We start from the raw sequence: 25,297 nt of genomic DNA, 5'->3' as shown, positions 1-25,297 counted from the left end.
TCACATCGACTCACAGCCCGCTCACGATCGAGATCAAGATGTAAACGATGATCATCAGTACGAAGAAGGACAGGTCGAGCGCCACGCCCCCGAGACGCAGCGGCGGGATGACCCGCCGCAGAAGCTTGAGCGGTGGATCGGTGACAGTGTAGGTGGCCTCCAGAACGACCACCATCGCCTTGCCGGGTTGCCATGAGCGGGCGAACTGGAAGACGTAGTCCATGACCAGTCGGAAGATGAGCACGATGAGGAAGACCATCAGCGCGATGTAGACGACATCCAGGACCACGCTCATGTTCGGTGCTTCCCTCTCCCCTGCTCACACGCTCACTCGTACTGCTGTTTCCGGCCGAGTCTCTCAGCTCTGGTTGAAGAACCCGCCCTCTGCGATGCGGGCCTTGTCCTCCGCCGTGACATCGACGTTAGCAGGCGACAACAGGAACACCTTCTGCGTCACCCGCTCGATGCTGCCGTGAAGACCAAACACCAAACCGGCCGCAAAGTCGACAAGTCGCTTCGCGTCCGTGTCATCCATCTCGGTCAGATTCATGATCACCGGAGTGCCCTCACGGAAGTGTTCCCCGATGGTACGGGCCTCGTTGTACGTCCGTGGGTGCAGCGTGGTGATCCGGTACGGCTCTCGTTCCGACACAACCTTGGGCATGATCACCGGTGCGTTCTTCTCCAGGGACTGGCGTTCTTGTGTGATGGATGCCACGGGCGCGATGCGCGCGGGGCGACCGGATTCCGCGGGGAGCGAAGCGGCCCGCGCCACCGGCTCGCGCGGCGCGGGCGGTTGGACGATACGCACCTCTTCGTCCCTTTGGGACTGATGTGCGACATGTGCCTGGTGCGGCGGCTCGTGCCGCCGGTGATCGCGCTCGGGCTCCGGGTCGAGCTCGGGTTCGAAGTCGTCGTCGGGGTCGAAGCCCCGGCCGTCGTACCCATCGTCCTCCACGAGGCCGAGGTAGACCGCCATCTTGCGCATCGCGCCGGCCATTCTCTGAGTCCTCCGCTCTGTGGTGGATCGGCTGACGACTGCCAAGTCCCGCGATCCACGTGGTCCTTACGCCCGCTGTCAAGCGGTAATGACCATATTTTCTGCTGTGGTCCGACTTTCTGGCGACGTTACCCGAGCCTCGCGCGTACTCCGAGTACCGCAGTGCCGACGCGTACATGTGTCGCCCCGGCCGCCACGGCTTCCTCCAGATCCGCACTCATCCCTGCGGAAACCATGTTCGCAGCCGGATGGGCCCGGCGCAGGTCGGTCGACAAATCCATCAACCGCTGGAACGCCGCCCTTTGACGACCGGCGTACTCGCCGGTCAGGGGTGCGACGGTCATCAGTCCGTCGAGCCGAAGCCCCTCCGCGGCCGCGACGGCGGCGGCCAACTCCTCCACCGAGCCGGGCGACACGCCGCCCCGCTCGCCGACACCGCCCGAACCGGCCGGACGCTCCGGCGCGTCGAGGGCGACCTGGATGAGGCAGCCCACCTCGCGCCCGGCCCGTACGGCTTCCTTCGACAGGGCCGTCACGAGCTTGACGCGGTCGACGGACTGCACGACATCGGCGTAACCGACCACCGAACGCACCTTGTTGGTCTGCAACTGACCCACGAAGTGCCAGGAAAGGGGCAGATCCGAGCAAGCCGCGGCCTTCGGCGCCGCGTCCTGGTCGCGGTTCTCGGCGACGTGGCGCACGCCGAGCTCCGACAGGATCCGTACGTCGTCGGCCGGGTAGGTCTTGGTGACCACGATCAGGGTCACCTCCTCCCGCCGGCGTCCGGCCGCCGCGCACGCGGCGGCGATGCGCTCCTCCACCTTCGCCAGATTCCCGGCGAGTTCGTCCCTACGCTCCGTCATGCCCTATCAGTCCAGCCAGACATATCCCGCGAGTCGCCCCGTGGTGCGGTCGCGGCGGTACGAGAAGTGATCCTGCGACTCGCGCGTGCACACCGGCGACTGCTCCCGGTCGCGCACTCCGAGGCGCGCGAGCTGCGCGTGCACCCCGGCGGTCACGTCGACCGCCGGCGTGCCCCAGCTCGTTTCGGCGTACGCCGCCGGCTCGACGGCGGCGACCTCGGCGCGCATCACCGCCGGCACCTCGTAGCACCGGCCGCACACGGCGGGTCCGGTGCGGGCGACGATCCGGGCGGGTTCGGCGCCGAGCTCCACCATCGCCCGCACAGTGGCCGGGACGATCCCGGCGACCATGCCGGGCCGGCCGGCGTGGGCCGCGGCGGCGATCCCCGCGACCGGGTCGGCGAGCAGGACGGGCGTGCAGTCGGCGGTGAGGACGGCGAGGGCGAGGCCGCGGCGGGCGGTGACGAGCGCGTCGACCTCGGGGAGGGGGCCGTCGCCCGCGGGTCCGTCGGCCTGGGCGACTCCGACGCCGTGCACCTGATTCATCCAGACGACGTACTCCGGGTCCAGCCCGAGCGACTTCGCGGCGAGTTCCCGGTTGGTGCGCACGGCGCCGGGGTCGTCGCCGACCCCGCCGCCGAGGTTGAGCTGCTCATAGGGAACGGCGCTCACCCCGCCCCACCGGTCGGTGAAGGCGAAGTGCGCGCCGCTCGCGCTCTCGCGCCGTCCTATCACTTCAGGAAGTCCGGTACGTCCAGCTCCTCGGCCGCGCTGTCGGTGTAGGTCCGCGAGGACGGGACCGGCGGGGCGACCGGGATCTCGGCCACCGGCTCGGGAGCCGGCTCCGGGTCCTCCTTGGGGGTGACGCTGCCGAGCGAGCCGAAGCTCGGACGGCTCTCCGGCTGCCGCGCCGGAGCCGGCTCCTCCCGGCGGCCGGGCGCGGCGGAGGCCGAGCCCGACGACGAGGTGGAGCCGATGACGTTGTCACGGCGGGCCGGGGGCTGCCCCCCGTCGAAGCCGGCCGCGATCACGGTGACCCGGACCTCGTCGCCGAGCGCGTCGTCGATGACCGCGCCGAAGATGATGTTGGCCTCGGGGTGCGCGGCCTCGCTGACCAGCTGGGCGGCCTCGTTGATCTCGAACAGGCCGAGGTCGGAGCCGCCGGAGATGGAGAGCAGCACGCCCCGGGCGCCGTCGATGGAGGCCTCCAGGAGCGGCGAGGAGATCGCCATCTCGGCGGCGGCCACCGCGCGGTCGTCGCCGCGGGCCGAGCCGATGCCCATGAGGGCCGATCCGGCCTCCGACATGACCGACTTGACGTCGGCGAAGTCGAGGTTGATCAGACCGGGCGTGGTGATGAGGTCGGTGATGCCCTGGACGCCGGAGAGCAGGACCTGGTCCGCCGACTTGAAGGCGTCGAGGACCGAGACCTGGCGGTCCGAGATGGACAGCAGCCGGTCGTTGGGGATGACGATGAGGGTGTCGACCTCTTCGCGGAGTTCGGCGATGCCGTCCTCGGCCTGGTTGGCGCGGCGCCGTCCCTCGAAGGTGAACGGGCGGGTGACCACGCCGATGGTGAGGGCGCCCAAGGAGCGCGCGATGTTGGCCACGACGGGCGCGCCGCCGGTGCCGGTGCCGCCGCCTTCACCGGCCGTCACGAAGACCATGTCGGCCCCCTTGAGGACCTCCTCGATCTCCTCGCGGTGGTCCTCGGCGGCCTTGCGGCCGACGGCCGGGTTGGCTCCGGCGCCGAGTCCGCGGGTGAGTTCGCGGCCGACGTCGAGCTTGACGTCGGCGTCGCTCATCAACAGCGCCTGCGCGTCGGTGTTGATGGCGATGAACTCGACGCCCTTGAGACCGACCTCGATCATCCGGTTGATGGCATTGACACCACCGCCGCCGACACCGATGACTTTGATGACTGCGAGGTAGTTCTGCGGTGCTGCCACGTCGAAGGCCTCTCGCCTCGAGTTACGTGTCGTCGGTCCGCGGGGGCGCTCAGCGCTCCGCGCTCCGGCGACTGATGCCGAATGGGACGGTCCGTTTCGCCGACCCGAACCCTAACCCTGAAGTTTAGGGTTACCAGTGTGTCTGTTCCTTGGAGTCTTCTGAACAGGACACTAAGTCGACAAGTGGCGCCCGTTCAACGAACACGCCGAACCTCCCGTTTTTCTTTTCACCCTATGTGATCAGCCATAGCGGTGCCCAACCAGGGTGCTGGCCTGCGCTGATGTGCGTCAACTCGCTGATGACGCCGGGGCCGTGGGGACGCTGACGTCGAAGTGCCGTGCGTCCGGGGAGGCTTTCATGAGCGCGGTGAGCGTACGGGCCTTCGCGGCGCCCTTCTCGGCGCTCCCCCAGGCGACCGTACGGCCACCGCTCAGCTCCAGCGAGATGTCGTCGTAGGAACGGACCTTGACCAGCCGGGCGTCCCGCGCGACGGCGGCCGGAAGCGCTCCCGCGGCCCGGACCGCCTCGCGGACCAGACGCGCCTCGCCGAAGCGGCGCAGGCTCGCGGCGGCCGAACCGGAGGAAAACGCTTCCAATTTCAGCAGCGGAACGCCTGCGGGCGCCTCGGAAACCGTGGCGAACCGGACGCCGTCATCGTCCACTTCCACGAAATTCCGCCCTTTTCGAACCAGCAGGACGGGCTTGCGTTCGGTCACTTTCAAGCCGATTTCATGCGGCCAGGAACGGACCACGTCCACCGAGTCGATCCGGGGCAACTCCGCGCGCAGGCGCGCCTCGATCGCGCCGGTGTCGACCGAGACCAGGGGCGAGCCGACCGGGACGGCGGCGGCCTCGCGCACCTGGTCCGGCGTCAGCACCTGTGTGCCCACGACCGAGACGCGCTCCACCCGCAGCCACCGCGAGCCGTACAACGCCCAGACCACGCCCGCCCCGAGGAGCACCGACACCACCGCGATGATGATGATCGTACGAAGCCGGCGTGGGCCCACCCTCCTGAGGAGGGGCGGGCCGGACGGCTCCTGCGGGCGTGCACCGCGTTCGGCGGTGGCGGCTCTGGCCACGCGCGCTCCTTTCCGTGGCCCGGTGCGCCGGCCGGGGCGCCCCGGCCGGCGCCCCTCGGCTCACCCGCCTGTCCGTTACGGGTCTCAGCGCGAGGCGATCGCCTCGTACACCATGCGGACGAGCAGCTCGTCCGCGTCCCGGCGGCCGAACTCGCCGGCGGCGCGGGACATCTCGTACAGCCGGTGCGGGTCGGCGAGCACGGGCAGGACCCTCTCCCGGACCCATTCCGGAGTGAGTTCCGCGTCGTCGACGAGCAGTCCGCCGCCCGCCTTGACCACCGGCTGGGCGTTCAGCCGCTGTTCGCCGTTGCCGATGGGCAGCGGGACGTAGGCGGCCGGGAGCCCGACGGCGGAGAGTTCGGCGACGGTCATCGCACCCGCGCGGCAGAGCATCATGTCGGCCGCGGCGTAGGCGAGATCCATCCGGTCCAGATACGGTACCGGGATGTAGGGGGGCATTCCCGGCATCTGCTGTACGTGGGGCAGTTCGTTCTTCGGGCCGACCGCGTGCAGGATCTGGATGCCGGCCTGCTGGAGCCACGGCGCGACCTGCTGGACCACCTCGTTGAGCCGGCGGGCGCCCTGCGAGCCGCCGGAGACGAGCAGCGTCGGCAGGTTGGGGTCGAGGCCGAACATGTGGCGGGCCTCCGGGCGCGCCGCGGCCCGGTCCAGGGTGGCGATGGAGCGCCGGAGCGGGATGCCGATGTAGCGGGCGTCGCGGAGCTTGCTGTCGGGCGTGGAGACGGCGACGCGGGCGGCGTACCGGGAGCCGATCTTGTTGGCCAGTCCGGGGCGGGCGTTGGCCTCGTGGATGACGATCGGCACGCCCAGACGCTTGGCGGCGAGATAGCCGGGCAGGGCGACGTAACCGCCGAAGCCGACGACGACGTCCGCCTTGGTTCGCTCCAGGATCTGCTCGGTCGCCTTGATCGTGCCGCGCAGTCGGCCCGGGACGGTGATCAGCTCGGGGGTGGGCTTGCGCGGCAGCGGGACGGCGGGGATCAGCGCCAGCTCGTAGCCCCGCTGGGGGACGAGCGTGGTCTCCAGGCCGCGCTCCGTGCCCAGGGCTGTGATCCCCACGGTCGGGTCCTGCCTGCGCAGGGCGTCCGCGAGGGCGAGCGCGGGCTCGATGTGGCCGGCGGTCCCCCCACCGGCGAGTACGACATGCACCGAAATTCACCGCTCTCCGGACGAACGCGCCGCCGAGGCACGCCGTCGCATCGTGTTCCATCTCCGGGGCCCCCTCAGGGAAGCGGGACCCCCGGCTCCCCGTTTTCTACCAAAGCGGGGAGGCCGCATCGCAAGCGCTGCCCGCGCAGCGGGCTCGTCGCGTGCGAAAGCGATCAGCAGCCCGATGGCGAACATGGTCGGCAGCAGGGCGGACCCTCCGTAGGAGAACAGCGGGAGGGGGACTCCGGCGATCGGCAGCAGACCGAGCACCGCACCGATGTTGACCACCGCCTGCGCGGTGATCCAGGTGGTCACACCTCCCGCGGCATACCTCACGAAGGGGTCCTCCGTGCGTCCGGCCACGCGGATACCCGCATAGCCTAGAGCCGCGAACAGGGCGAGCACCGACAGCGTCCCCGCCAGGCCCAATTCCTCACCGGTGACGGCGAAGATGAAGTCCGTGTGCGCTTCGGGGAGTTGCCCCCATTTCTCCACACTCGCCCCGAGGCCTGAGCCGAAGATCCCGCCGGAGGCGAGCGCGTAGATCCCGTGCACGGCCTGCCAGCAGTCGACCTTGCCCGCCTGCGGCTCGGTGGCGCCCAGGCACTGGAGGCGGGCCATGCGGTTGTCGCTGGTCCGGATCAGGATCACACCGATCACCGCCGCGACGGACAGCACCCCGACGAAGAGCCGGGTGGGCGCGCCCGCCAGCCACAGCAGGCCGAACAGGACCGCCGTCAGGATGATCGCCGTGCCCATGTCGCCGCCGAGCATGATCAGGCCGAGCAGCATGAACGCGACCGGCACCAGCGGCACCAGCATGTGCTTCCACTGGGTCAGCAGTTTCCGGTCGTGTTTGCGGGCGAGCAGGTCCGCGCCCCACAGCACCAGGGCGAGCTTGCCGAACTCGCTGGGCTGGATCTGGAAGGAGCCGCCGAGCGAGATCCAGTTCTGGTTGCCGTTGACCGCCATCCCTATGCCCGGGATCTGGACCAGGACCATCAGGAAAACGGCGCCGGCGAGGATCGGGTAGGCCAGCGCCCGGTGCAGCTTCACCGGCATCCGGGAGGCGATCAGCAGCAGCCCCCCGCCGATGGCGGCGGCGAGGAACTGCTTGCGGAAGAAGAACGAGCCCGGCAGCGACATCTGCAACGCCTTGATCTGCGAGGCCGAGTAGACCATCACCAGACCGAGCACGGTGATCAGCAGGCTGCCGCCGAGGATCAGGTAGTAGGCGGTCAGCGGCCGGTCCCAGGCCTTGCGCGCGCGGGTGTACAGCCGCAGCACGGGGTTCTCCGGTCGCGGCGGGGAGGCGGCGGGCCTGCGGACGGCGCGCTGGACGGGCGGACGCCCGGTACGGCTACCGGGCACCGCGGCCTCCGCTGAACGTGAACCTCGACGGTCCCACGCGTCCCTCCCAAGGTCCGCCCGGCGGCGGCCGGGTCACGCGCCGAGTTCGCGAACGGCCTCCGCGAACGCGTCACCGCGCTGGTTGTAGTTGGCGAACATGTCCATGGAGGCGCAGGCCGGGGCGAGCAGCACCGTGTCGCCGGGCCGCGCCAGCCGCTTCGCCTCCTGGACGGCCTGGAGCATCGCCCCAGTGTCGGTCCGGTCGAGGTCGACGACGGGTACTTCCGGGGCGTGTCGCGCGAGGGCGTCCCGGATCAGCTCCCGATCGGCGCCGATGAGGACGGCGCCGCGCAGCCGCTTCGCCGACTTGGCGACCAGCTCGTCGAAGGTGGCGCCCTTCGCCAGCCCTCCCGCGACCCAGACGATCGACTCGTAGGCCGCCAACGAGGCTTCCGTGGCGTGGGTGTTGGTGGCCTTGGAGTCGTCGACGTAGGAGACGCCGTCCACGTCGGCCACATGGGCCATGCGGTGGGCGTCCGGGACGAAGGCCCGCAGGCCGTCCCGGACGGCCTGTGGGGGCACCCCGAAGGCGCGTGCGAGGGCCGCCGCGGCGAGGGCGTTGGCGACGTTGTGCGGGACCGGCGGGTTGACGTCGGAGACCTCGGCGAGCTCCTGGGCGTTCTTCTGCCGGTTCTCGACGAAGGCGCGGTCGACCAGGATGCCGTCCACGACGCCGAGTTGGGAGGGGGCCGGTGTGCCGAGGGTGAAGCCGACGGCGCGGCAGCCCTCCTCGACGTCGGCCTCGCGCACCAGGTCCTCGGTGGCCTTGTCGGCGACGTTGTAGACGCAGGCGACCCGATTGCCCTCGTAGATGCGCCCCTTGTCCCTGGCGTACGCCTCCATGGAGCCGTGCCAGTCGAGATGGTCGGGGGCGAGGTTCAACACGGTGGCGGAGTGGGCCCGCAGGGACGGCGCCCAGTGCAACTGGTAGCTGGAGAGCTCCACGGCGAGGACGTCGTACGGCTCCTCGCCGAGGACCGCGTCCAGCAGGGAGACGCCGATGTTGCCGACGGCCGCCGCGCGCAGACCCGCCGCCTTGAGGATGGAGGCGAGCATCTGCGTGGTGGTGGTCTTGCCGTTGGTGCCGGTGACGCAGAGCCAGGGGGCGGGCTTGCGGCCGTCCAGCTCCCGCAGCCGCCAGGCGAGTTCGACGTCGCCCCACACCGGTACCCCGGCCTCGCGGGCCGCGGTGAACAGCGGCTTGTCGGGCTGCCAGCCGGGCGCGGTGACGATCAGTTCGGTGCCCTCGGGCAGGGTCGTCCCGTCACCGAGGCGCACGGTGACGCCGAGTGCCTGGAGTTCGGCGGCCTGGGCCCGCGCGCGCGGGTCGTCGCCGTCGTTGACGACGGTGACCCTCGCGCCGAGCCCGTGCAGCACCTTGGCCGCCGGGACGCCGGACACGCCGAGCCCGGCCACGGTGACGTTCTTGCCCTGCCAGTCGGTCACTTGTCCGCTGCCCATCCCGCGTAGAAGAGGCCCAGTCCGACGATGACGCAGATGCCCTGGATGATCCAGAAGCGGACCACGACAAGGACTTCGGACCAGCCCTTGAGTTCGAAGTGGTGCTGGAGCGGCGCCATCCGGAAGACGCGCTTGCCGGTGAGGCGGAACGAGCCGACCTGGATGACCACCGACATGGTGATGAGGACGAACAGGCCGCCCATGATGGCCACCAGCAGCTCGGTGCGGGAGCAGATGGCGAGGCCGGTGAGGACGCCGCCGAGCGCGAGCGAACCGGTGTCGCCCATGAAGATCTTGGCAGGCGAGGTGTTCCACCACAGGAAGCCGAGGCAGGCGCCCATCAGCGCGGCGGAGATGACCGCGAGGTCCAGCGGGTCGCGCACCTCGTAACAGGCGTTGGGGTTGGTCAGGGTCTCGCCGTTGGCGCAGGACTCCTGGTACTGCCAGACGCCGATGAAGGTGTAGGCGCCGAAGACGAGGACCGACGCGCCGGTGGCGAGGCCGTCCAGACCGTCCGTCAGGTTCACGCCGTTGGACATCGCGAGGATCATGAACAGCGCCCAGACGACGAACAGCACCGGGCCGATCGACCAGCCGAAGTCCGTGATGAACGACAGCTTGGTGGAGGCCGGGGTGTTGCCGCGGGAGTCGGCGAACTGCAGCGAGAGCACCGCGAAGCCGATGCCGACGATCAGCTGGCCGGCCATCTTCGCCTTGGCCCGCAGACCGAGCGAGCGCCTCTTGACGATCTTGATGTAGTCGTCGAGGAAGCCGACCAGGCCCATGCCGCACATCAGGCCCAGCACCAGCAGACCGGTGTAGGTCGGCGGCTTGCCCGTGATCAGCTTGGACAGGAAGTACGCGGCGACCGTCGCCAGGATGAAGGCGATGCCGCCCATGGTCGGCGTACCGCGCTTGCTGGCGTGCTCACGCGGGCCGTCGTCGCGGATGTACTGGCCGTAACCCTTGCGCGCGAGCAGCTTGATCAGCAGCGGTGTGCCGACCAGGGTCAGGAAGAGGCCGATGACTCCCGCGAACAGGATCTGCTTCATCATCGGGCCGCGACCTCACCCTCGGCACCGGTGTCGAGCAGCGCCTGCGCGACGCTCTCCAGACCGACTGAACGGGACGCCTTCACGAGTACGACGTCTCCCGGGCGCAACTCGCTGCGCAACAGGTCGACCGCCGCCTGTGCGTCGGACACGTGCACCGACTCCTCACCCCACGAACCCTCGTTATATGCGCCCAGTTGCAGCCAGGCGGCTTCCCTGCCCCCGACCGCGACGAGCTTGCTGACGTTGAGCCGGACGGCGAGCCGTCCGACCGCGTCGTGCTCGGCGAGCGCCTCGTCCCCGAGCTCGGCCATCTTGCCGAGCACCGCCCAGGTCCGCCGCCCCCTGCCGATGGCGGCCAGCGCGCGCAGTGCGGCACGCATGGACTCGGGGTTCGCGTTGTAGGCGTCGTTGACGATCGTCACGCCGTCCGGGCGCTCGGTGACCTCCATCCGCCAGCGGGAGAGGGAGCCCGCCTCGGAGAGCGCGGTGGCGATCTCTTCCGCGGACATGCCCAGCTCATGGGCGACGGCGGCCGCGGCGAGCGCGTTCGACACGTGGTGCTCACCGTACAGGCGCATGGTCACATCGCTGCACCCGGAGGGTGTGTGAAGGCTGAAGGCGGGCTGTCCGCTGTCCGTGAGTCGCACGTTCTCGGCGCGTACGTCCGCTTCGCCGGACTCTCCGAAAAGGATCACCTTCGCCTTCGTTCGGGAGGCCATGGCCCGGACCAAGGGGTCGTCCGCGTTGAGGACGGCGGTGCCGCCCTCGTCGGCCGGCGGGAGGCTCTCGACGAGTTCGCCCTTCGCCTGCGCGATCTGCTCGCGGCCGCCGAACTCGCCGATGTGGGCGGAGCCGACGTTCAGGACGAGTCCGATCCTCGGCGGCGTCAGACCGGTGAGGTAGCGGATGTGGCCGATGCCGCGGGCGCCCATCTCCAGCACCAGGAAACGGGTCTCCTCGGTGGCGCTGAGCGCGGTGAGCGGCAGCCCGATCTCGTTGTTGAGCGAACCGGGCGTCCACACGGTGGGCGCCTTGCGCTGGAGCACCTGGGCGATCAGGTCCTTGGTGCTGGTCTTGCCCGCCGAGCCGGTGAGGGCGACGAGGGTCGTGCCGAGCTCGCGCACGACGTGCCGGGCGAGGGCGCCGAGCGCCGCCTGGACGTCGTCCACGACGATCGCGGGCACGCCGACGGGACGCGACGCCAGGACGGCCGCCGCGCCCGCCTCGACGACCGCGCGCGCGTAGTCGTGGCCGTCGGCGCGTTCGCCGACGAAGGCGACGAAGAGGCTGCCGGGGCCGGCCTCACGGGAGTCCCGGACGACGGGTCCGGTGACCCGGACGGACGGATCCGGTATGTCGTGCGTCTGCCCGCCGACGACTTCGGCGATCTCGGCGAGGGAGAGGGCGATCACAAGTTCATCCCTGGGTCTTCTGGATAGCTTCGCGAAGCACCTGGCGGTCGTCGAAGGGACGGATCACGCCGGCGATGTCCTGGCCCTGCTCGTGGCCCTTGCCCGCGATTAGCACGGTGTCCCCGGCCTGGGCGCGGCCGACGGCCGCGGCGATCGCGGCGGCCCGGTCCTCGAAGAGCTGCACCTCGCCACGCTCGTGGGAGGGCACGGACGCCGCGCCCTGGAGCATGGTCGCCAGGATCGCGAGGGGGTCCTCGGAGCGGGGGTTGTCGGAGGTCAGCAGGGCGGTGTCGGCGAGCCGGGCGACGGCGGCGCCCATCGGTCCGCGCTTGGTGACGTCGCGGTCGCCGCCGCAGCCGAGCACGACGTGCAGCCGGCCCTTGGTGACCTTGCGCAGCGCCCTGAGGACCGACTCGACGGCGTCCGTCTTGTGCGCGTAGTCGACGACCGCGAGGTAGGGCTGGCCGGCGTCCACGCGCTCCAGCCGGCCCGGCACGCCCGGTACGGCGGCGACGCCGTCGGCGGCGGTCTGCGGGTCGAATCCGGCGGCGGCGAGGGCGACGATCGCGGCGAGGGCGTTGGCCACGTTGAACGGGCCGGCGAGCGGCGACCTGGCGGCGACGCGGCGCCCGTCGGGGTCGATGACGGTGAACGTCGAGTCCATCGGGCCGACCTGGACGTCCACGGCGCGCCAGTCGGCGTCGGGGTGGCCCTCGGCGGAGAAGGTGACGACCGGGACGGTGGCCTCACGGATCAGGCGGCGGCCGTACTCGTCGTCGAAGTTGACCACGCCGAGCTTGCTGCGCTCGGGGGTGAAGAGGCTCGCCTTGGCCTGGAAGTAGTCCTCCATGCCGGAGTGGAACTCCATGTGCTCCGGGCTGAGGTTGTTGAAGACGGCGATGTCGAAGACGCAGCCGTCGACCCGGCCGAGGACCAGCGCGTGGCTGGAGACCTCCATGGCGACCGCCTCGACGCCGCGCTCGCGCATGACGGCGAACAGGGCCTGCAGGTCGGTGGCCTCGGGGGTGGTGCGCTCGGACTTGATGCGCTCGTCGCCGATGCGCATCTCGACGGTGCCGATCAGCCCGGTGGCGCGGGCGGTCCGCAGACCGCCCTCCACGAGGTAGGCGGTGGTGGTCTTGCCGGAGGTGCCGGTGATGCCGATCTGGAGCAGGTCGCGGCCCGGGTGGCCGTAGATGGTGGCCGCCAGCTCGCCCATCGCCCCGCGCGGGTCGTCGACGACCAGGACCGGCAGGCCGGTCGCGGCGGAGCGCTCGGCTCCGGTGGGGTCGGTCAGCACGGCGACGGCGCCGAGGCCGGCGGCCTGGGTGACGAAGTCGGCGCCGTGCAGGCGGGCCCCCGGGAGGGCGGCGTACAGGTCGCCGGGGCGGACGGCGCGCGAGTCGTGGGTGATGCCCGTGACCTCGGCGGGGTCGCCCGGCTGTTCGGCGCCCAGCTGATCGGCGAGCCGCGCGAGGGGTGTCGCGGAGCTGTGAACCGGTCGCGGCGGTCCCGGATAGGTCACGGAAGCGCCTTTCTGGGCGGTTTGGGACTGATCAGCGTGTGGCACGGCGGTGAGCGTACCGGGCGCACCCGCCCGGGAGCGAAGTGAGGGCTCGGACGGGGGCCGGCGCGAGGCGCTGTTCCCGGGGTCGGGAGTGATCATGGTCACGGGCGGTTCCTGGCTGTGGTGTTCACGGGGAGAAGGAGACGGGCAGCTTCGCGGGCTTCGCCCCGGTGGGCGGGATCTGGAGGGATTTCAGGGAGAACTCCATGACCTGCTTGAAGACGGGGCCGCAGATCTGACCGCCGAAGTAGCTTCCTTGGGTGGCGTTCTGGATGGCGCAGTACACGGTGACGCGGGGGGCGTCGGCGGGGGCGAATCCGGCGAACGACGAGGTGTAGCCGCGGTACTTGCCGGTGGCCGGATCCACGCGGTTGGCTGTGCCGGTCTTGCCCGCCACGCGGTAGCCGGGGATGCGCGCCTTGGCGCCGGTGCCCTCCTCGTCGTCCACGACCGACTCCAGCATCTGAGCGAGGGTCCTGGCCGTCTTCTGGCTCACCACGCGCTTCTTCTGCGGGGCGTCGGCCGGGGTGAAGCGCCCGTCGGGCCCCTTGGTGCCGCGTACGAGGCTCGGCTGGACGCGGACGCCGCCGTTGGCGATGGTCGAGTAGACGGAGGCCGCCTGGAGCGCGTTGACGGACATGCCCTGGCCGAAGGGGATCGTGTACTGCTGCGAGGTGGACCAGGCGCCGGGCGCCGCGAGGATGCCCCGCGTCTCGCCGGGGAAGCCGAGCCCGGTGGCACGGCCGATGCCGAACTCGCGCAGGTAGGAGTGGAGGACCTTGTTGGCCTCGGCCTGCGTCCTGCCGAGCTGGCCGGTGGCCAGGATGGTGCCGATGTTGCTGGACTTGGCGAGCACGCCGTTGAGCGTGAGGTACCAGGTGGGGTGGTCGATGTCGTCCTGGAAGAGCCGGTCGCCGCGGTGCAGCCGGTTGGGCACGGTGACGTGGGTGAGCGGGGTGGCCGCGTTCTCCTCCAGGACGGCCGCCATCGACATCACCTTGGCGGTCGACCCGGGCTCGAAGGCGTCCTGGACGGCCGCGTTGCCGAGGGCCTCGGGCCGGGCGTCGGACAGGTCGTTGGGGTCGAAGCCGGGCGAGTTGGCCATGGCGAGGATCTCGCCGGTGCGAGTGTCCTGGACGATGACGTAGCCACGGTCCGCCCGGGACTTCTCCACCTGCTCGGTGATGGCGTTCTGCGCGGCCCACTGGATGTCGCGGTCGATCGTCAGCTCGACGTCGGAGCCGGGCACGGCGGGCGTCTCGGTGGAGCCCGCGGTGGGCACCTGGCGGCCGCCGGACTGGGCGTAGCGGATCTTGCCGTCCTTGCCGGAGAGCAGGGCGTTCAGCTGCTGTTCGACGCCTCCGCCGCCCTTGCCCTCGGCGTTGACCCAGCCCAGTATCCCCGCGGCGAGGCCGCCGTTGGGGTACACGCGCTTGCTGCTGGGCACGGAGAAGACGCCGGCGAGGACGTTGACGGTGGAGCGGTCGGTGTCCGACTTCGTGGCGAGCGCGGACTTCAGGTCCTTGATCTGCTTCCACACCTGCGGGGTCTGGCGCCCGGCCAGCTTGGTGTAGCGCACGTCGGGGTCCTCGGGCCGCAGCTTCTTCACCAGGTCCGACTGCTCCTGGCCGAGGATCGGCGCGAGGAGGGCGGCCGCCCGCTCGGGACCGTCGTCGATCTTCAGCTGGTCGCGGGCGAACATCGTCGGGTCGGCGGTGATGTCGTAGGCGTCCTCGCTGGTGGCGAGGGCGACGCCGGAGCGGTCGGTGATCTCGCCGCGCTCGGCGGTCAGCACCTGGCCGACGTACCGGTTGCGCTCGGCCTTGGCGGCGTAGGTGCTCGCGTCGACGGCCTGCACCTGGAGCAGCCGGACGACGAAGGCGGCCATCACGAGGGTGAGGGCGAGGCCGACCAGGCGCAGACGGGGGCGGGGGCTGCCGAGCCGGATGACGCGCGGGGCCGCCGGACGGGACGCCGCCGGACGGCGGGCGGGGCGGGCGCCGGGGCCGGGGCGCCGTGTCCCGGCCGCGGGACGGGCGGGCCGGGAGGGGCCGGGCACGCGCCGGCGCGGCGGTTCCCTGTCGGACACTTCCGTCACCTGCCGTCGGTGGTGGGGGTGGCTGCGGTCGGAGTGTCGCCCGGCGCGGGCGCCGCCGGGGCGCCGGCCCCGATGACCTCGGGCGGGCGGACGGCCGCGGGGGCGTCCCGCGCGGCGGGCATGCCGGCGGGTGACGGGACGCCCTTCACGGTGCCGTCGGGGGCGAGGAAGGCGGGGTCCCCGCCGGGCACCATGCCGAGTTCGCGGGCGCGGCGCTGGAGGGCGTCCGGGGCGGAATAGGAGTCGATGTCCCGCTGGAGCGCCTGTTCCTCGTCGGTGAGGCTCTTGGTGTCCTTCTGCAGGTCGTCCATCTTGAACGACCCTTCGCTGAGGGCGGAGTTCAGCACGAGCAGGCCGATGAGTCCGCCGCCGAGGAGCAGGACGACCAGGAGGACGAACGGGGTGCGGGCCGCCCGGCGCGGGCCGGCCGGGAAGAGGCGCGCGAGCCGGGCGGCCCTCCCCCTCAGTTCGGGTTCGCCGCTCACTCGCCCTCCCCCGGGCAGGTCGCGCCCCTCATTCGACGTCCTCCCTGATGCGCTCGGCTCCACGCAGCCGCGCGGGCGCCGCCCGACGGTTCTCTGCGATCTCTTCTTCGGTGGGAAGTTCGGCACCGCGCGTGAGCAGCTTGAGCCGGGGCTGGTAGCGCTCGGGGACCACCGGCAGTCCGGGCGGCGCGGTGGTGGCGGCTCCGGCCGCGAGCACCTGCTTGACGAGCCGGTCCTCGAGGGAGTGGTACGACAGCACGGCGATCCGGCCGCCCACGTCGAGGGCCTTCACGGCGGCCGGCACGGCCCTTTCCAGTACGGCGAGTTCGCCGTTGACCTCGATGCGCAGGGCCTGGAAGGTGCGCTTGGCGGGGTTGCCGCCGGTCCGCTTGGCGGCCTGCGGGAGCGCGGAGCGGATCAGGTCGACCAGGCGCGCGCTGTTGGTGAACGGTTCCTCGTCCCGTTCGCGGACGATCGCCGAGACGATCCGCTTGGCCTGCTTCTCCTCGCCGTACGCCCGCAGGATGCGCACGAGTTCGCCCGCCGGGTAGGTGTTGAGGACCTCGGCGGCGCTGACGCCGGCCGACTGGTCCATGCGCATGTCGAGCGGGGCGTCCTGGGCGTAGGCGAAACCCCGGTCGGCCTCGTCGAGTTGCATGGAGGACACGCCGAGGTCGAACAGGACGCCCTGCACGCGCGCGATGCCGAGCCGGGCGAGGACGGCGGGGAGTTCGTCGTAGACGGCGTGCACGAGCTCGGCGCGATCGCCGAAGGGGGCGAGGCGCTCGCCGGACAGGCGCAGGGCCTCCTTGTCCCGGTCGAGGGCGACGAGCCGCGCCTCGGGGAAGCGCGTCAGCAGGGCCTCGCTGTGGCCCCCGAGGCCGAGGGTGCAGTCGACGACGACGGCTCCGGGCTGCTCCAGGGCGGGGGCCAGCAGGTCCAGGCAGCGCTGGAGCATCACCGGGACGTGTCGGGCCTCGCCCTCCCGTCGCTCGGCACCGCCCTTGTTCGAATGCGCTTCGCGCCCCTGCACTGTGGGCCCTCTCAGATCCGGCGGGCCCGTACGCACCGCCGGGTCCCCGCCCGCTCGAAGAAGGGGGGCCCGCCGGCGCCGGAAGCGTCAGCCGACCGGGAGCGGGAGGAGGCCGAGCCGTACGTACGCGCCGCGCACGCGGGGAGATCTCCGGCGGCCGCGCCGGGGTCTCTCGGGGAATTCAGTCCAGCGGGGAGATCGCAGCCTCCCGCTTCGCGTCACTTTAGTCCACCCTGTGTCGCGGTCAATCAACCGGCCTGCGCGTCGCGGCTCCACGCGCGTGTGAAGCGGCGCACCGCTCGAAACCACCCGTTCGGGTACCCGCCTCTCACTCTTGTGGCTTACCTCACAAGTGCGGCGTGATGACGCTCTTTTTCCCTCACCACCTCAGGACCGCAACGGCGGTGACCAGTAACGTCACACTCATGACGACTTCCGCATCCGTACCCGTCGAGTCCGCCGGCACCGTGGGCGGCGGCTCCGTGACCGACCGCCTCGTCGCGGCGAACGAGCGGTACGCCGCGGCGTTCGCCGACCCCGGCATGGACGCCCGGCCCGTGCTGCACGTCGCCGTGGTGGCCTGCATGGACGCCCGTATCGACCTGCACGCCGCGCTCGGCCTGGAACTCGGCGACTGCCACACGATCCGCAACGCGGGCGGCGTGGTGACCGACGACGTGATCCGCTCGCTCACGATCAGCCAGCACAAGCTGGGCACGCGCAGCGTGGTCCTCATCCACCACACCGGCTGCGGTCTGGAGGCGATCACCGAGGACTTCCGCTCCGAGCTGGAGATGGAGGTCGGCCAGCGTCCGTCCTGGGCCGTCGAGGCCTTCAAGGACGTCGACCAGGACGTACGGCAGTCGATGCAGCGGGTGCGGACCTCGCCGTTCCTCCTGCACACCGACGACGTCCGCGGGTTCGTGTTCGACGTCAAGACCGGTCTGCTGCGGGAGGTCGACCCCGGGCGGGAGGCCGGCCCGGAGTCGGCACAAGAGGCCTGAGAGCTGACATACCGCTGTCAGTTGTCCACAGGCGAGTGACACGAAACGGTAACGGCGGCAAGAATGCGGTTGTGGCATCACGCGAACGTTTTCCGCGTGGTGTCCGTATTCGGGGTGGGCCGTTGCGCGGGCAGAAGCGTCGGCCTGGAAAGAACGGGCCGAGGAGGGCCGGGTGACGACCTATGACGATCGAGCGAGCCTCACTGATCTGACCGCCACTGTGGAGCGTGTCCGCAGTTCGGTGGAGGGAGTGATCGAGGGCAAGCCCGAGGTCGTACGGCTTTCGCTGACCGTGCTGCTCGCCGAGGGACATCTTCTGATCGAGGATGTCCCCGGCGTGGGCAAGACGATGCTCGCCAAGGCGCTGGCGCGGTCGATCGACTGCTCGGTGCGGCGTATCCAGTTCACGCCCGACCTGTTGCCGTCGGACATCACGGGCGTGTCCATCTGGGACCAGCAGCACCACGTCTTCGAGTTCAAGCCGGGGGCGATCTTCGCGCAGATCGTGATCGGCGACGAGATCAACCGCGCCTCGCCGAAGACGCAGTCGGCGCTGCTGGAGTCGATGGAGGAGCGCCAGGTCACCAGCGACGGGCAGTCCTACGAGCTGCCCAGCCCGTTCATGGTGGTGGCCACGCAGAACCCGGTCGAGATGGAGGGCACCTACCCGCTGCCCGAGGCCCAGCGCGACCGCTTCATGGCCCGGGTCTCCATCGGCTACCCGAGCCCGGAGGCCGAGCTCCAGATGCTCGACATCCACGGCGGGGTGAACCCCCTGGACGACCTCCAGCCGGTGGCGCACGCGCACGAGATAGTGAAGCTGATCGAGGCGGTCCGCGCGGTGCACGTCGCGGAGGCGGTCCGGCGGTACGCGGTCGACCTCGTCGCCGCCACCCGCACGCACCCCGACCTCAGACTCGGGGCCTCGCCGCGCGCGACGCTCCATCTGCTGCGCGCGGCGAAGGCCTCCGCCGCTCTGAGCGGGCGCGACTACGCGCTGCCGGACGACGTGCAGAACCTCGCCGTGCCCGTTCTCGCCCACCGTCTGCTGCCCACCGCGCAGGCGCAGCTCAACCGGCGCACCTCGGAGCAGGTCGTCGAGGAGATCCTCCAGCGCACTCCCGTCCCGGCGGCCCCGCAGCAGCGCGGCTACGGCCTGGGCGCGGACGCGCAGTCGTACGGCCGGCCGCCGCGGGGGCTGTGATGGCCCAAGGCGGGACGGGGCAGGCTGACACCGGCCGGGGGGAGAGGGGCGGCGGCGTCCGCACCGCCCTGTCCGGTCTGACCACCCGTGGCCGCTCCTTCCTCGCCGCCGGCGTCGCCGCCGCGATCTGCGCCTACGTCCTGGGGCAGCCCGACCTGCTGCGGGTGGGGCTGCTGCTGGCCGCGCTGCCGCTGGTGTGCGCCGCCGTCGTCTACCGCACCCGCTACCGGGTCGCCGGCAGCCGCCGGCTCTCCCCCGGCCGGGTGCCCGCCGGCAGCGAGGCCCGCGTCCATCTGCGGATGGACAACGTCTCCCGGCTGCCCACGGGCCTGCTGATGCTCCAGGACCGGGTGCCCTACGTGCTCGGTCCGCGCCCCCGGTTCGTGCTGGACCGGGTCGAGCCGGGCGGCCGCCGCGAGGTGTCCTACCGGGTCCGTTCCGATCTGCGCGGCCGCTATCCGCTGGGCCCGCTCCAGCTGCGGCTCAACGACCCGTTCGGGATGTGCGAGCTGACCCGCTCCTTCTCGACGTTCGACACGCTGACGGTCGTTCCCCGTGTGGAGGCGTTGCCCGCGGTCCGGCTGAGCGGCGAGGCCAAGGGGTACGGCGACGGCCGGCAGCGTTCGCTGGCGCTGGCCGGCGAGGACGACGTGATCCCGCGCGAGTACCGCTACGGCGACGATCTGCGCCGCGTGCACTGGCGCTCCACGGCCCGCTACGGCGAGCTGATGGTGCGCCGCGAGGAGCAGCCCCAGCGCTCCCGATGCACGGTGCTGCTCGACACCCGGGGGGCGGCCTTCCGGGGCGCCGGCCCCGACTCGGCGTTCGAGTGGGCGGTCTCGGGCTGCGCGTCGGTGCTGGTGCACATGCTGGAGCGGGGTTTCTCGGTGCGGTTGCTGACGGACACGGGCGCCTCGGTGCCCGGCGAGGGCGCCGACGGGTTCGCCGGGGCCAGCCAGGAGTCGGCGGACGCGGCCGGGCTGATGATGGACACCCTCGCGGTGGTCGACCACTCCGACGGCACGGGCCTGTCCCGGGCGTACGACGTGCTGCGCGGCGGCAAGGAGGGGCTGCTGGTGGCCTTCTTCGGCGAACTCGACGAGGAGCAGGCCGCGGTGGCCGGGAGGATGCGCCAGCGCAGTGGGGGCGCGGTCGCGTTCCTGCTGGACGGCGACACGTGGGGGCGTGAACCGAACGAGGCCCCCGAAACGATGAACAGGACGAAGGAGCGGCTGCGGATGCTGCGCGAGGCGGGCTGGACGGCCGTGAGCGTGCCGCGGGGCGCTTCGCTGACCGAGTTGTGGCAGCGGGCGGACCAGGAGCGTTCCGGTGTCGTGACCGCGGGCCGGGCGAGCGGAGGGGAGGCGTGATGTTGAGCGGGCGGGCGCGACTGACGCTGTGCTCTGCGGCGGCCACACTGATGGCCTCCCTCGCGATGATGCCCCTGGTCGAGCAGGCCTCGTGGGTCCTTCAGGCGGCGTTCCTGCTGGCGGTCCAGTCCGGGGTGGGCGCGGCGACGCGGCGGGTGCCGCTGGCCCGGCCGCTGACGGTGCTGGCGCAGGCGGTGGTGTCGCTGGTGCTGCTGACCCTGGTCTTCGCCCGGGAGCAGGCCGTCGCCGGGCTGATCCCCGGCCCGCGGGCCGTCCAGCACTTCGCCGACCTTTTGCAGGCCGGCGCGGACGACGTGGGTCGGTTCGCGATACCGGCGCCGCTGTCCGAGGGCATCCGGCTGATGATGGTCGCCGGTGTGCTGGTGATCGGCCTGGCGGTGGACACCCTCGCGGTGACCTTCCGCAACGCCGCCCCGGCGGGTCTGCCGCTGCTGGCGCTGTACTCGGTCGCCGCGGGCCTGTCGGACGGGGGCGCGGACTGGCTGTGGTTCCTGGCGGCCGCCGCGGGCTATCTGATGCTGCTCCTGGCGGAGAGCCGGGAGCGGCTCTCGCAGTGGGGCCGGGTCTTCGGCGGCGCTCCGCGCACGCCCGGCGGGCCGTCCGGCCCGGTGGCGCCGCTGCGCACCGGGCGGCGTATCGGCGCGGTCGCCCTGGGCGTGGCGCTGGCGGTGCCGCTGCTGCCGCTGCCGGCGATCGGCGGCGGTCTGCTGGACGGCGCGGGCAACGGGGTGGGCGCGGGCAGCGGCGGCGGGGGCACGATCTCCGCGGTCAACCCGCTGGTGTCGCTGCGCGACAGCCTGAACCAGGACGAGGACCGCACGGTCCTGACCCTGCGCACCGACTCCGGCGACATCTCGGACCTGTATCTGCGGATCGTCTCCCTGGACGACTTCGACGGCACCACGTGGAAGCCGTCGAAGCGCCAGATCGTCGCCGTGCCGGACGACTTCCCGACGCCGGCCGGGCTGAGCCCGGACGTCAGGCGCTCCCAGGTGACGACCCGGATCAGGGCCGCCGACTGGTACGCCCAGGACTGGCTGCCGATGCCGTACCCGCCGAGCGCCGTGAAGATCAGCGGGAACTGGCGGTACGAACCGGTCGGCATGACCCTGGTGGGCGACCACGGCCAGAACACGCGCGGCAAGACGTACGAGGTGACCAGTCTGGCGGTGCGGCCGACGGCGAAGCAGCTGGCCTCGGCCCCGGAGGCGGCCGGCTCGGTCAGGAGCGACTACACCGAGGTGCCGTCGTCGCTGCCGGCGTCGGTGGCGAAGACGGCGCTCCAGGTCACCCGGGGTGCACGCAACGACTACGAGCGGGCGGTGGAGCTCCAGGACTGGTTCGCGGTCACGGGCGGCTTCGAGTACGACACCGAGGTGCAGGTCGGCAGCGGCAAGGACGCGATCTCCCGCTTCCTGCGGGACAAGCGGGGCTTCTGCGTGCACTACTCGTTCGCTATGGCGGCGATGGCCCGCACGCTGGGCATTCCGGCCCGGGTGGCGGTGGGCTTCGCGCCGGGCTCCCCGCAGGCGGACGGTTCGGTGGCGGTGAGCCTGAAGGACGCGCACGCGTGGCCGGAGCTGTACTTCGAGGGCGTGGGCTGGACCCGTTTCGAGCCGACCCCGACGCGGGGGACGACGCCTCCGTACACGCTGCCGGAGAACTCCGGTGACGCGATCGCGGAGCTGCCGCAGGCCTCTCGGTCGGCGAGCGCGGCGCCCTCGGCGCAGCCCTCGGCGAGCAGCAGCTGCTCGGCGGCGGACAAGAAGGCCGAGGCCTGCCTGGGCGCGCTGCCGCTGGACGAGGCCGAGCAGGGCGGCGGCGGGCTGCCGTGGTACGAGATCGGGGGCTGGACCCTGCTGGGGGCCGCGGTGCTGTTGCTGACGCTGCTGCCGATGCTGTGGCGGATGAGACGGCGGTCGGTGCGGCTGGCGTCGGCCCAGCACACCGGTGCCGCGGGTGCCGCCGCGGGCGGGGTCGACGGCGGTGCCGGGCGGGCCGGCGCCGACGGCCGGGAGGCGGCCGTTCCCGGTCCGGGGGTGGTGGTGGACGTGCCGGCACGGGAGAGCGCGGAGGCGGCCGTCGCCCATGTCCTGGCGGTGTGGCGGGAGCTGACCGACACGGCCTGGGACTACGGCATCACGCCGGACGACGCGCTGACGCCCCGGCGGGCGGCCGCGCGGATCGTCCGCCTGGGCGAGCTCGACGACACGGTGGCCGCGTCGGTGCACCGGGTGGCGGGCGCGGTGGAGCAGGTGCTGTACGCGCCGCGGCCGCGGGCGGAGGCCGGGCTGGCCGACGAGGTGCGCGGGGTGCGGGCGGCCTTGCGGTCGCGGGTCGGAAGGCGCACCCGGGTGCGCGCGGTCCTCGCGCCGCGCTCGGCCGTCCGGGCCGTCTGGGATCTCGCCGACCGCTGGACGGCTCTGAGGACGGCCTGGGCGGCCCGCCTGACGGCGCTGCTGCGCCGGCCGCCGGGAGAGCAGGGCCAGAGCGTCTGATCCGGGCACGAGTGAGGGGGCGACCACCTTGTCGGGTGGTCGCCCCCTCGTCGATGTCCCTTGTCGATGTCCGGTGTCCCTGTGTCGGCCAGGCGCTGCGGGGCCGGCTGTCAGGAGCGTGGGGCCGGTATCAGTGGCCGTGTCCGCCTTGCTCGTCGCGGCGGCGCTGCCAGCGCTGTTCGATCCGGTCCATCATGGAGCGCTTGGGCCGTCCCTGACCGCGTGGGTGGGCGGCGGCGCCGGCGGGCTGTTCGCCCGGCTTGGGGGCCTTGCGCCAGCCGGTCACGGCGAGCACCGCACACCCGAGCATGACAAGGAAGCCCACCACGCTGAGCCAGACCTGCTTGGCGACCATACCGGCCATGAGGAGCGCGATTCCCACGAGGAAGCCGGCGACTGCCTGGTAGACCCGCCGCCGGGTGTACGTACGCAGCCCGCTTCCCTCGAGCGCCGACGCGAACTTGGGATCTTCGGCGTACAGCGCTCGCTCCATCTGCTCGAGCATGCGCTGCTCGTGCTCCGAGAGCGGCACGGAGTCCTCCTCATCGTGCAGTCGCCGGGGCGACCCGGGGGGTCCCTTCAGGATAGGCAGGGAATCGCCCCCGTGAAACCCGCCCCTCTGCGCCAATTGGCCAACCGGAGCCCGCCATGGGCGTCCCGGACTCGCTGGGGGTTCCATTCCCCGGCGGCCGACCCGTCATGCCGGGCGGTCTCCCTCGATCATACGGCGCACAGCGCCCGAACGGGGGGCCTGTGGCGTACTCCATGTGCGGCCAAGTCGCTGATCAGCGTGTGCCTGTCGGGTCACCCCACCGGTCACTCAGGCCTCCTCGGCCCCTCGGGTCTCGCCGAGGACGTGGAGCTGGGTCGCCACGGAGTGGAAGGCGGGTAGTTCGGCCGCCGCCTCCTCCAGCTTCAGCAGCGCTTCCAGGGCGCCGGGCTCGGTGTCCACGAGGACGCCGGGCACGAGGTCGGCGAAGACCCGGACGCCGTGCACCGCGCCGACGGCGAGGCCGGCGCCCTCGACCAGGCCGGTGAGCTGTTCGGCGGTGAAGCGGTGCGGCACGGGGTCGCTCTCGCCCCAGCGGCCGGCCGGGTCGGTGAGCGCCTGCCGGGCCTCCGTGAAGTGACCGGCGAGGGCGCGCGCGAGCACGGCTCCGCCGAGGCCGGCGGCGAGCAGGCTGAGCACGCCCTCGGAGCGCAGCGCGGCCACCGCGTTGCGGACGCCCTCGGCCGGGTCGTCGACGTACTCCAGGACGCCGTGGCACAGGACGGCGTCGTAGGCGCCGCGTTCGACGACGTCGAAGAGGCCGTGCGCGTCGCCCTGGACGCCGCGGACGCGGTCGGCGACGCCTGCCTCGGCGGCGCGGCGCTCCAGCGCGAACAGCGCGTTGGGGCTGGGGTCGACGACGGTGACCCGGTGCCCGAGCCGGGCCACGAGCACGGCGAACTGGCCGCTGCCGCCCCCGGTGTCCAGGACGTCCAGCGACTCCCGCCCGGTGGCCTTGACCCGGCGGTCCAGGGCGTCCTGGAGGACGTCCCGGACGACGGCGGTGCGGAGAGCGGCGCGGGGGCGGGAGTCGGAGCGCGGCGACGTCGTCTCGGGGCGGTGGGGGGCGGGAGGGCGCATCGGGTCCGACACGGCAGTTGACTCCTCGGCGCGGCACCGCCTCTTGCGCGGCGGAGCGAACGGGGCGCCTTCCCGGCCCTGGTCGAGGGGGAAGGCTTCAGGCGCCTTCCACCCTATTGCCTCGCGGCGCTCGCCTCAGCGCCGCACCTGGTCAGCACGGCGCCAGGGGGCACCGAGGTGACCATGCGTCGCCGGGGTGCCGGGTGTCGCCGGGGTGCCGGGTGTCGCCACGGTGCCAGAGGTCGCCGTCTCATCCCGCGTCCGGCATGCCCCGGCCCTCCCCCGGGGCGTCGTGCGTCTGCGCGCCGGGGCGGGGCGGCGGGCCTTCACGGTGCTGCGGTCCGTCCTGGCGGGGCTGGGGCAGGGCCGGCTGAAGGACCAGCATGCGTTCGACGATGCGGAGGAACATCGCCACGTCCCTGATGAGGTCGTCGGCGTCCCTGTGGCCGGCCGCGCCCTGGATGCCGGCCTCGGCCCGGGCGCGGCGGCGGGCCCCGGAGGCGAAGAGCGCGCTCCACTCGGTGAGTTCGGGCGCTATCTCGGGGAGCACTTCCCATGCGCTCCGGATGCGGGCCCGGCGCTTGGGCGAGGTCTCGGGCCGGCCGCGCGCGGCGAGCACGGCGGCGGCGGTGCGCAGGGCGGCGAGGTGGGCCGTGGCGTAGCGCTCGTTGGGGGTTTCGAGGACGGCGGCCTCGTCCAGTCCGGCGCGGGCCTGGGCGAGCAGGTCGAGGGCGGCGGGCGGGGCGGTGGTCCGGCGCAGCACGGGGTGCACGTCGCTCGCCGGTCCGGTCAGTGAGGGGGCAGGGCCGAAGGCGCGGCGCCGGTGGGCGGCTGCGGGGTGGCTGGCCATGACGAACCTCCTGTCGTCTGTGTGACGGCACGGCCCGATACGGGGTGCCGTATGGGCCCATCGTGGGGTATGGCACTGACAATCCGTTCTGACCTGGGCTTTTGCTTCGAGCGAAGGTTCGCGTTAGTTTTTGC

The 25,297-nt window shown here is 72.0% G+C and carries 22 protein-coding genes; 4 read left to right on the top strand and 18 right to left on the bottom strand.

All coding sequences use genetic code 11. The features are described 5' to 3' along the window. Positions 1-10: 10 nt before the first annotated feature. The 15 genes from EV567_RS04335 to rsmH all read right to left on the bottom strand — a co-directional run bounded on the left by EV567_RS04335 (position 11) and on the right by rsmH (position 16,586). Positions 11-295, bottom strand: a complete 285-nt coding sequence (locus tag EV567_RS04335) for a YggT family protein (RefSeq protein WP_130437221.1) — start codon at positions 293-295, stop codon at positions 11-13. 63 nt (positions 296-358) lie between these two features. After that, positions 359-1,000, bottom strand: a complete 642-nt coding sequence (locus EV567_RS04330) for a cell division protein SepF (protein ID WP_130437220.1) — start codon at positions 998-1,000, stop codon at positions 359-361. Positions 1,001-1,128: 128 nt separating this feature from the next. Beyond that, entirely contained in the window at positions 1,129-1,863 is a 735-nt protein-coding gene (locus EV567_RS04325) for a YggS family pyridoxal phosphate-dependent enzyme (RefSeq protein WP_130437219.1), read from the bottom strand. Between the two features lie 6 nt (positions 1,864-1,869). Then, a complete protein-coding gene (gene pgeF / locus EV567_RS04320) occupies positions 1,870-2,598 on the bottom strand; it encodes a peptidoglycan editing factor PgeF (protein WP_130437218.1) in 729 nt (242 codons plus the stop codon). Then, entirely contained in the window at positions 2,595-3,812 is a 1,218-nt protein-coding gene (gene ftsZ, locus EV567_RS04315; protein ID WP_130437217.1) for a cell division protein FtsZ, read from the bottom strand. The genes pgeF and ftsZ overlap by 4 nt, the downstream gene beginning before the upstream one ends. 288 nt (positions 3,813-4,100) lie before the next feature. Continuing rightward, positions 4,101-4,895: a cell division protein FtsQ/DivIB gene (locus EV567_RS04310; protein WP_130437216.1), complete on the bottom strand. Its 795-nt coding sequence runs from the start codon at positions 4,893-4,895 to the stop codon at positions 4,101-4,103. Positions 4,896-4,979: 84 nt separating this feature from the next. Then, positions 4,980-6,065, bottom strand: coding sequence for an undecaprenyldiphospho-muramoylpentapeptide beta-N-acetylglucosaminyltransferase (murG, locus tag EV567_RS04305; RefSeq protein WP_130437215.1), 1,086 nt, complete (start codon positions 6,063-6,065; stop codon positions 4,980-4,982). Between the two features lie 6 nt (positions 6,066-6,071). Further along, entirely contained in the window at positions 6,072-7,436 is a 1,365-nt protein-coding gene (ftsW, locus tag EV567_RS04300; protein WP_130437214.1) for a putative lipid II flippase FtsW, read from the bottom strand. Between the two features lie 72 nt (positions 7,437-7,508). After that, positions 7,509-8,936 (bottom strand): UDP-N-acetylmuramoyl-L-alanine--D-glutamate ligase, encoded by a 1,428-nt coding sequence (gene murD / locus EV567_RS04295; RefSeq protein WP_130437213.1) that lies wholly within the window; start codon positions 8,934-8,936, stop codon positions 7,509-7,511. After that, positions 8,918-9,991, bottom strand: a complete 1,074-nt coding sequence (gene mraY, locus EV567_RS04290; RefSeq protein WP_130437212.1) for a phospho-N-acetylmuramoyl-pentapeptide-transferase — start codon at positions 9,989-9,991, stop codon at positions 8,918-8,920. The genes murD and mraY overlap by 19 nt, the downstream gene beginning before the upstream one ends. Continuing rightward, positions 9,988-11,403, bottom strand: a complete 1,416-nt coding sequence (gene murF, locus EV567_RS04285; RefSeq protein WP_130437211.1) for a UDP-N-acetylmuramoyl-tripeptide--D-alanyl-D-alanine ligase — start codon at positions 11,401-11,403, stop codon at positions 9,988-9,990. The genes mraY and murF overlap by 4 nt, the downstream gene beginning before the upstream one ends. A gap of 4 nt (positions 11,404-11,407) precedes the next feature. Continuing rightward, the gene (locus tag EV567_RS04280) at positions 11,408-13,075 is read right to left on the bottom strand and encodes a UDP-N-acetylmuramoyl-L-alanyl-D-glutamate--2,6-diaminopimelate ligase (RefSeq protein WP_130437210.1); all 1,668 of its coding nucleotides are present in this window, start codon (positions 13,073-13,075) and stop codon (positions 11,408-11,410) included. Between the two features lie 22 nt (positions 13,076-13,097). After that, positions 13,098-15,059: a penicillin-binding protein 2 gene (locus EV567_RS04275; protein ID WP_278044733.1), complete on the bottom strand. Its 1,962-nt coding sequence runs from the start codon at positions 15,057-15,059 to the stop codon at positions 13,098-13,100. A 5-nt stretch (positions 15,060-15,064) separates the two neighbouring features. Next, on the bottom strand, positions 15,065-15,553 hold the full coding sequence (locus EV567_RS04270; protein ID WP_130437208.1) for a septum formation initiator family protein: 489 nt from the start codon (positions 15,551-15,553) through the stop codon (positions 15,065-15,067). A 28-nt stretch (positions 15,554-15,581) separates the two neighbouring features. Further along, positions 15,582-16,586: a 16S rRNA (cytosine(1402)-N(4))-methyltransferase RsmH gene (rsmH, locus tag EV567_RS04265; protein ID WP_130437207.1), complete on the bottom strand. Its 1,005-nt coding sequence runs from the start codon at positions 16,584-16,586 to the stop codon at positions 15,582-15,584. A gap of 425 nt (positions 16,587-17,011) precedes the next feature. On the opposite strand from rsmH, the gene EV567_RS04260 reads away from it, so the two are divergent. The 4 genes from EV567_RS04260 to EV567_RS04245 all read left to right on the top strand — a co-directional run bounded on the left by EV567_RS04260 (position 17,012) and on the right by EV567_RS04245 (position 22,683). Then, a complete protein-coding gene (locus tag EV567_RS04260) occupies positions 17,012-17,590 on the top strand; it encodes a carbonic anhydrase (protein WP_165430297.1) in 579 nt (192 codons plus the stop codon). 172 nt (positions 17,591-17,762) lie between these two features. Then, a complete protein-coding gene (locus EV567_RS04255; RefSeq protein WP_130437206.1) occupies positions 17,763-18,794 on the top strand; it encodes a MoxR family ATPase in 1,032 nt (343 codons plus the stop codon). After that, positions 18,794-20,164 carry a DUF58 domain-containing protein gene (locus EV567_RS04250; protein ID WP_130437205.1) on the top strand — a complete coding sequence of 457 codons (1,371 nt, stop codon included), beginning with the start codon at positions 18,794-18,796 and terminating at the stop codon, positions 20,162-20,164. The genes EV567_RS04255 and EV567_RS04250 overlap by 1 nt, the downstream gene beginning before the upstream one ends. 2 nt (positions 20,165-20,166) lie before the next feature. Continuing rightward, positions 20,167-22,683 carry a DUF3488 and transglutaminase-like domain-containing protein gene (locus tag EV567_RS04245; RefSeq protein ID WP_130437569.1) on the top strand — a complete coding sequence of 839 codons (2,517 nt, stop codon included), beginning with the start codon at positions 20,167-20,169 and terminating at the stop codon, positions 22,681-22,683. Between the two features lie 130 nt (positions 22,684-22,813). Here the strand turns inward: EV567_RS04245 and EV567_RS04240 are convergent, their stop codons facing one another. The 3 genes from EV567_RS04240 to EV567_RS04230 all read right to left on the bottom strand — a co-directional run bounded on the left by EV567_RS04240 (position 22,814) and on the right by EV567_RS04230 (position 25,163). After that, entirely contained in the window at positions 22,814-23,215 is a 402-nt protein-coding gene (locus EV567_RS04240; RefSeq protein ID WP_130437204.1) for a DUF3040 domain-containing protein, read from the bottom strand. Positions 23,216-23,503: 288 nt separating this feature from the next. Next, on the bottom strand, positions 23,504-24,325 hold the full coding sequence (locus EV567_RS04235; protein WP_242620665.1) for a bifunctional 2-polyprenyl-6-hydroxyphenol methylase/3-demethylubiquinol 3-O-methyltransferase UbiG: 822 nt from the start codon (positions 24,323-24,325) through the stop codon (positions 23,504-23,506). Positions 24,326-24,563: 238 nt separating this feature from the next. Continuing rightward, positions 24,564-25,163, bottom strand: coding sequence for an SAV_6107 family HEPN domain-containing protein (locus EV567_RS04230; RefSeq protein WP_242620664.1), 600 nt, complete (start codon positions 25,161-25,163; stop codon positions 24,564-24,566). Positions 25,164-25,297 lie beyond the last annotated feature (134 nt).

The sequence above is a fragment of the Streptomyces sp. BK239 genome (genome assembly GCF_004217285.1).
In the GTDB taxonomy this organism is placed as follows: Bacteria; Actinomycetota; Actinomycetes; order Streptomycetales; family Streptomycetaceae; genus Streptomyces.
This window is presented reverse-complemented; position numbering and strand designations above follow the sequence as displayed.

Coding starts and splice junctions, on each gene's coding strand:
- EV567_RS04230 (WP_242620664.1), bottom strand. CDS start 25,163: ATGGCCAGCCACCCCGCAGCCGCCCACCGGCGCCGCGCCTTCGGCCCT.
- EV567_RS04260 (WP_165430297.1), top strand. CDS start 17,012: ATGACGACTTCCGCATCCGTACCCGTCGAGTCCGCCGGCACCGTGGGC.
- EV567_RS04330 (WP_130437220.1), bottom strand. CDS start 1,000: ATGGCCGGCGCGATGCGCAAGATGGCGGTCTACCTCGGCCTCGTGGAG.
- EV567_RS04335 (WP_130437221.1), bottom strand. CDS start 295: ATGAGCGTGGTCCTGGATGTCGTCTACATCGCGCTGATGGTCTTCCTC.
- murD (WP_130437213.1), bottom strand. CDS start 8,936: ATGGGCAGCGGACAAGTGACCGACTGGCAGGGCAAGAACGTCACCGTG.
- EV567_RS04250 (WP_130437205.1), top strand. CDS start 18,794: ATGGCCCAAGGCGGGACGGGGCAGGCTGACACCGGCCGGGGGGAGAGG.
- EV567_RS04325 (WP_130437219.1), bottom strand. CDS start 1,863: ATGACGGAGCGTAGGGACGAACTCGCCGGGAATCTGGCGAAGGTGGAG.
- mraY (WP_130437212.1), bottom strand. CDS start 9,991: ATGATGAAGCAGATCCTGTTCGCGGGAGTCATCGGCCTCTTCCTGACC.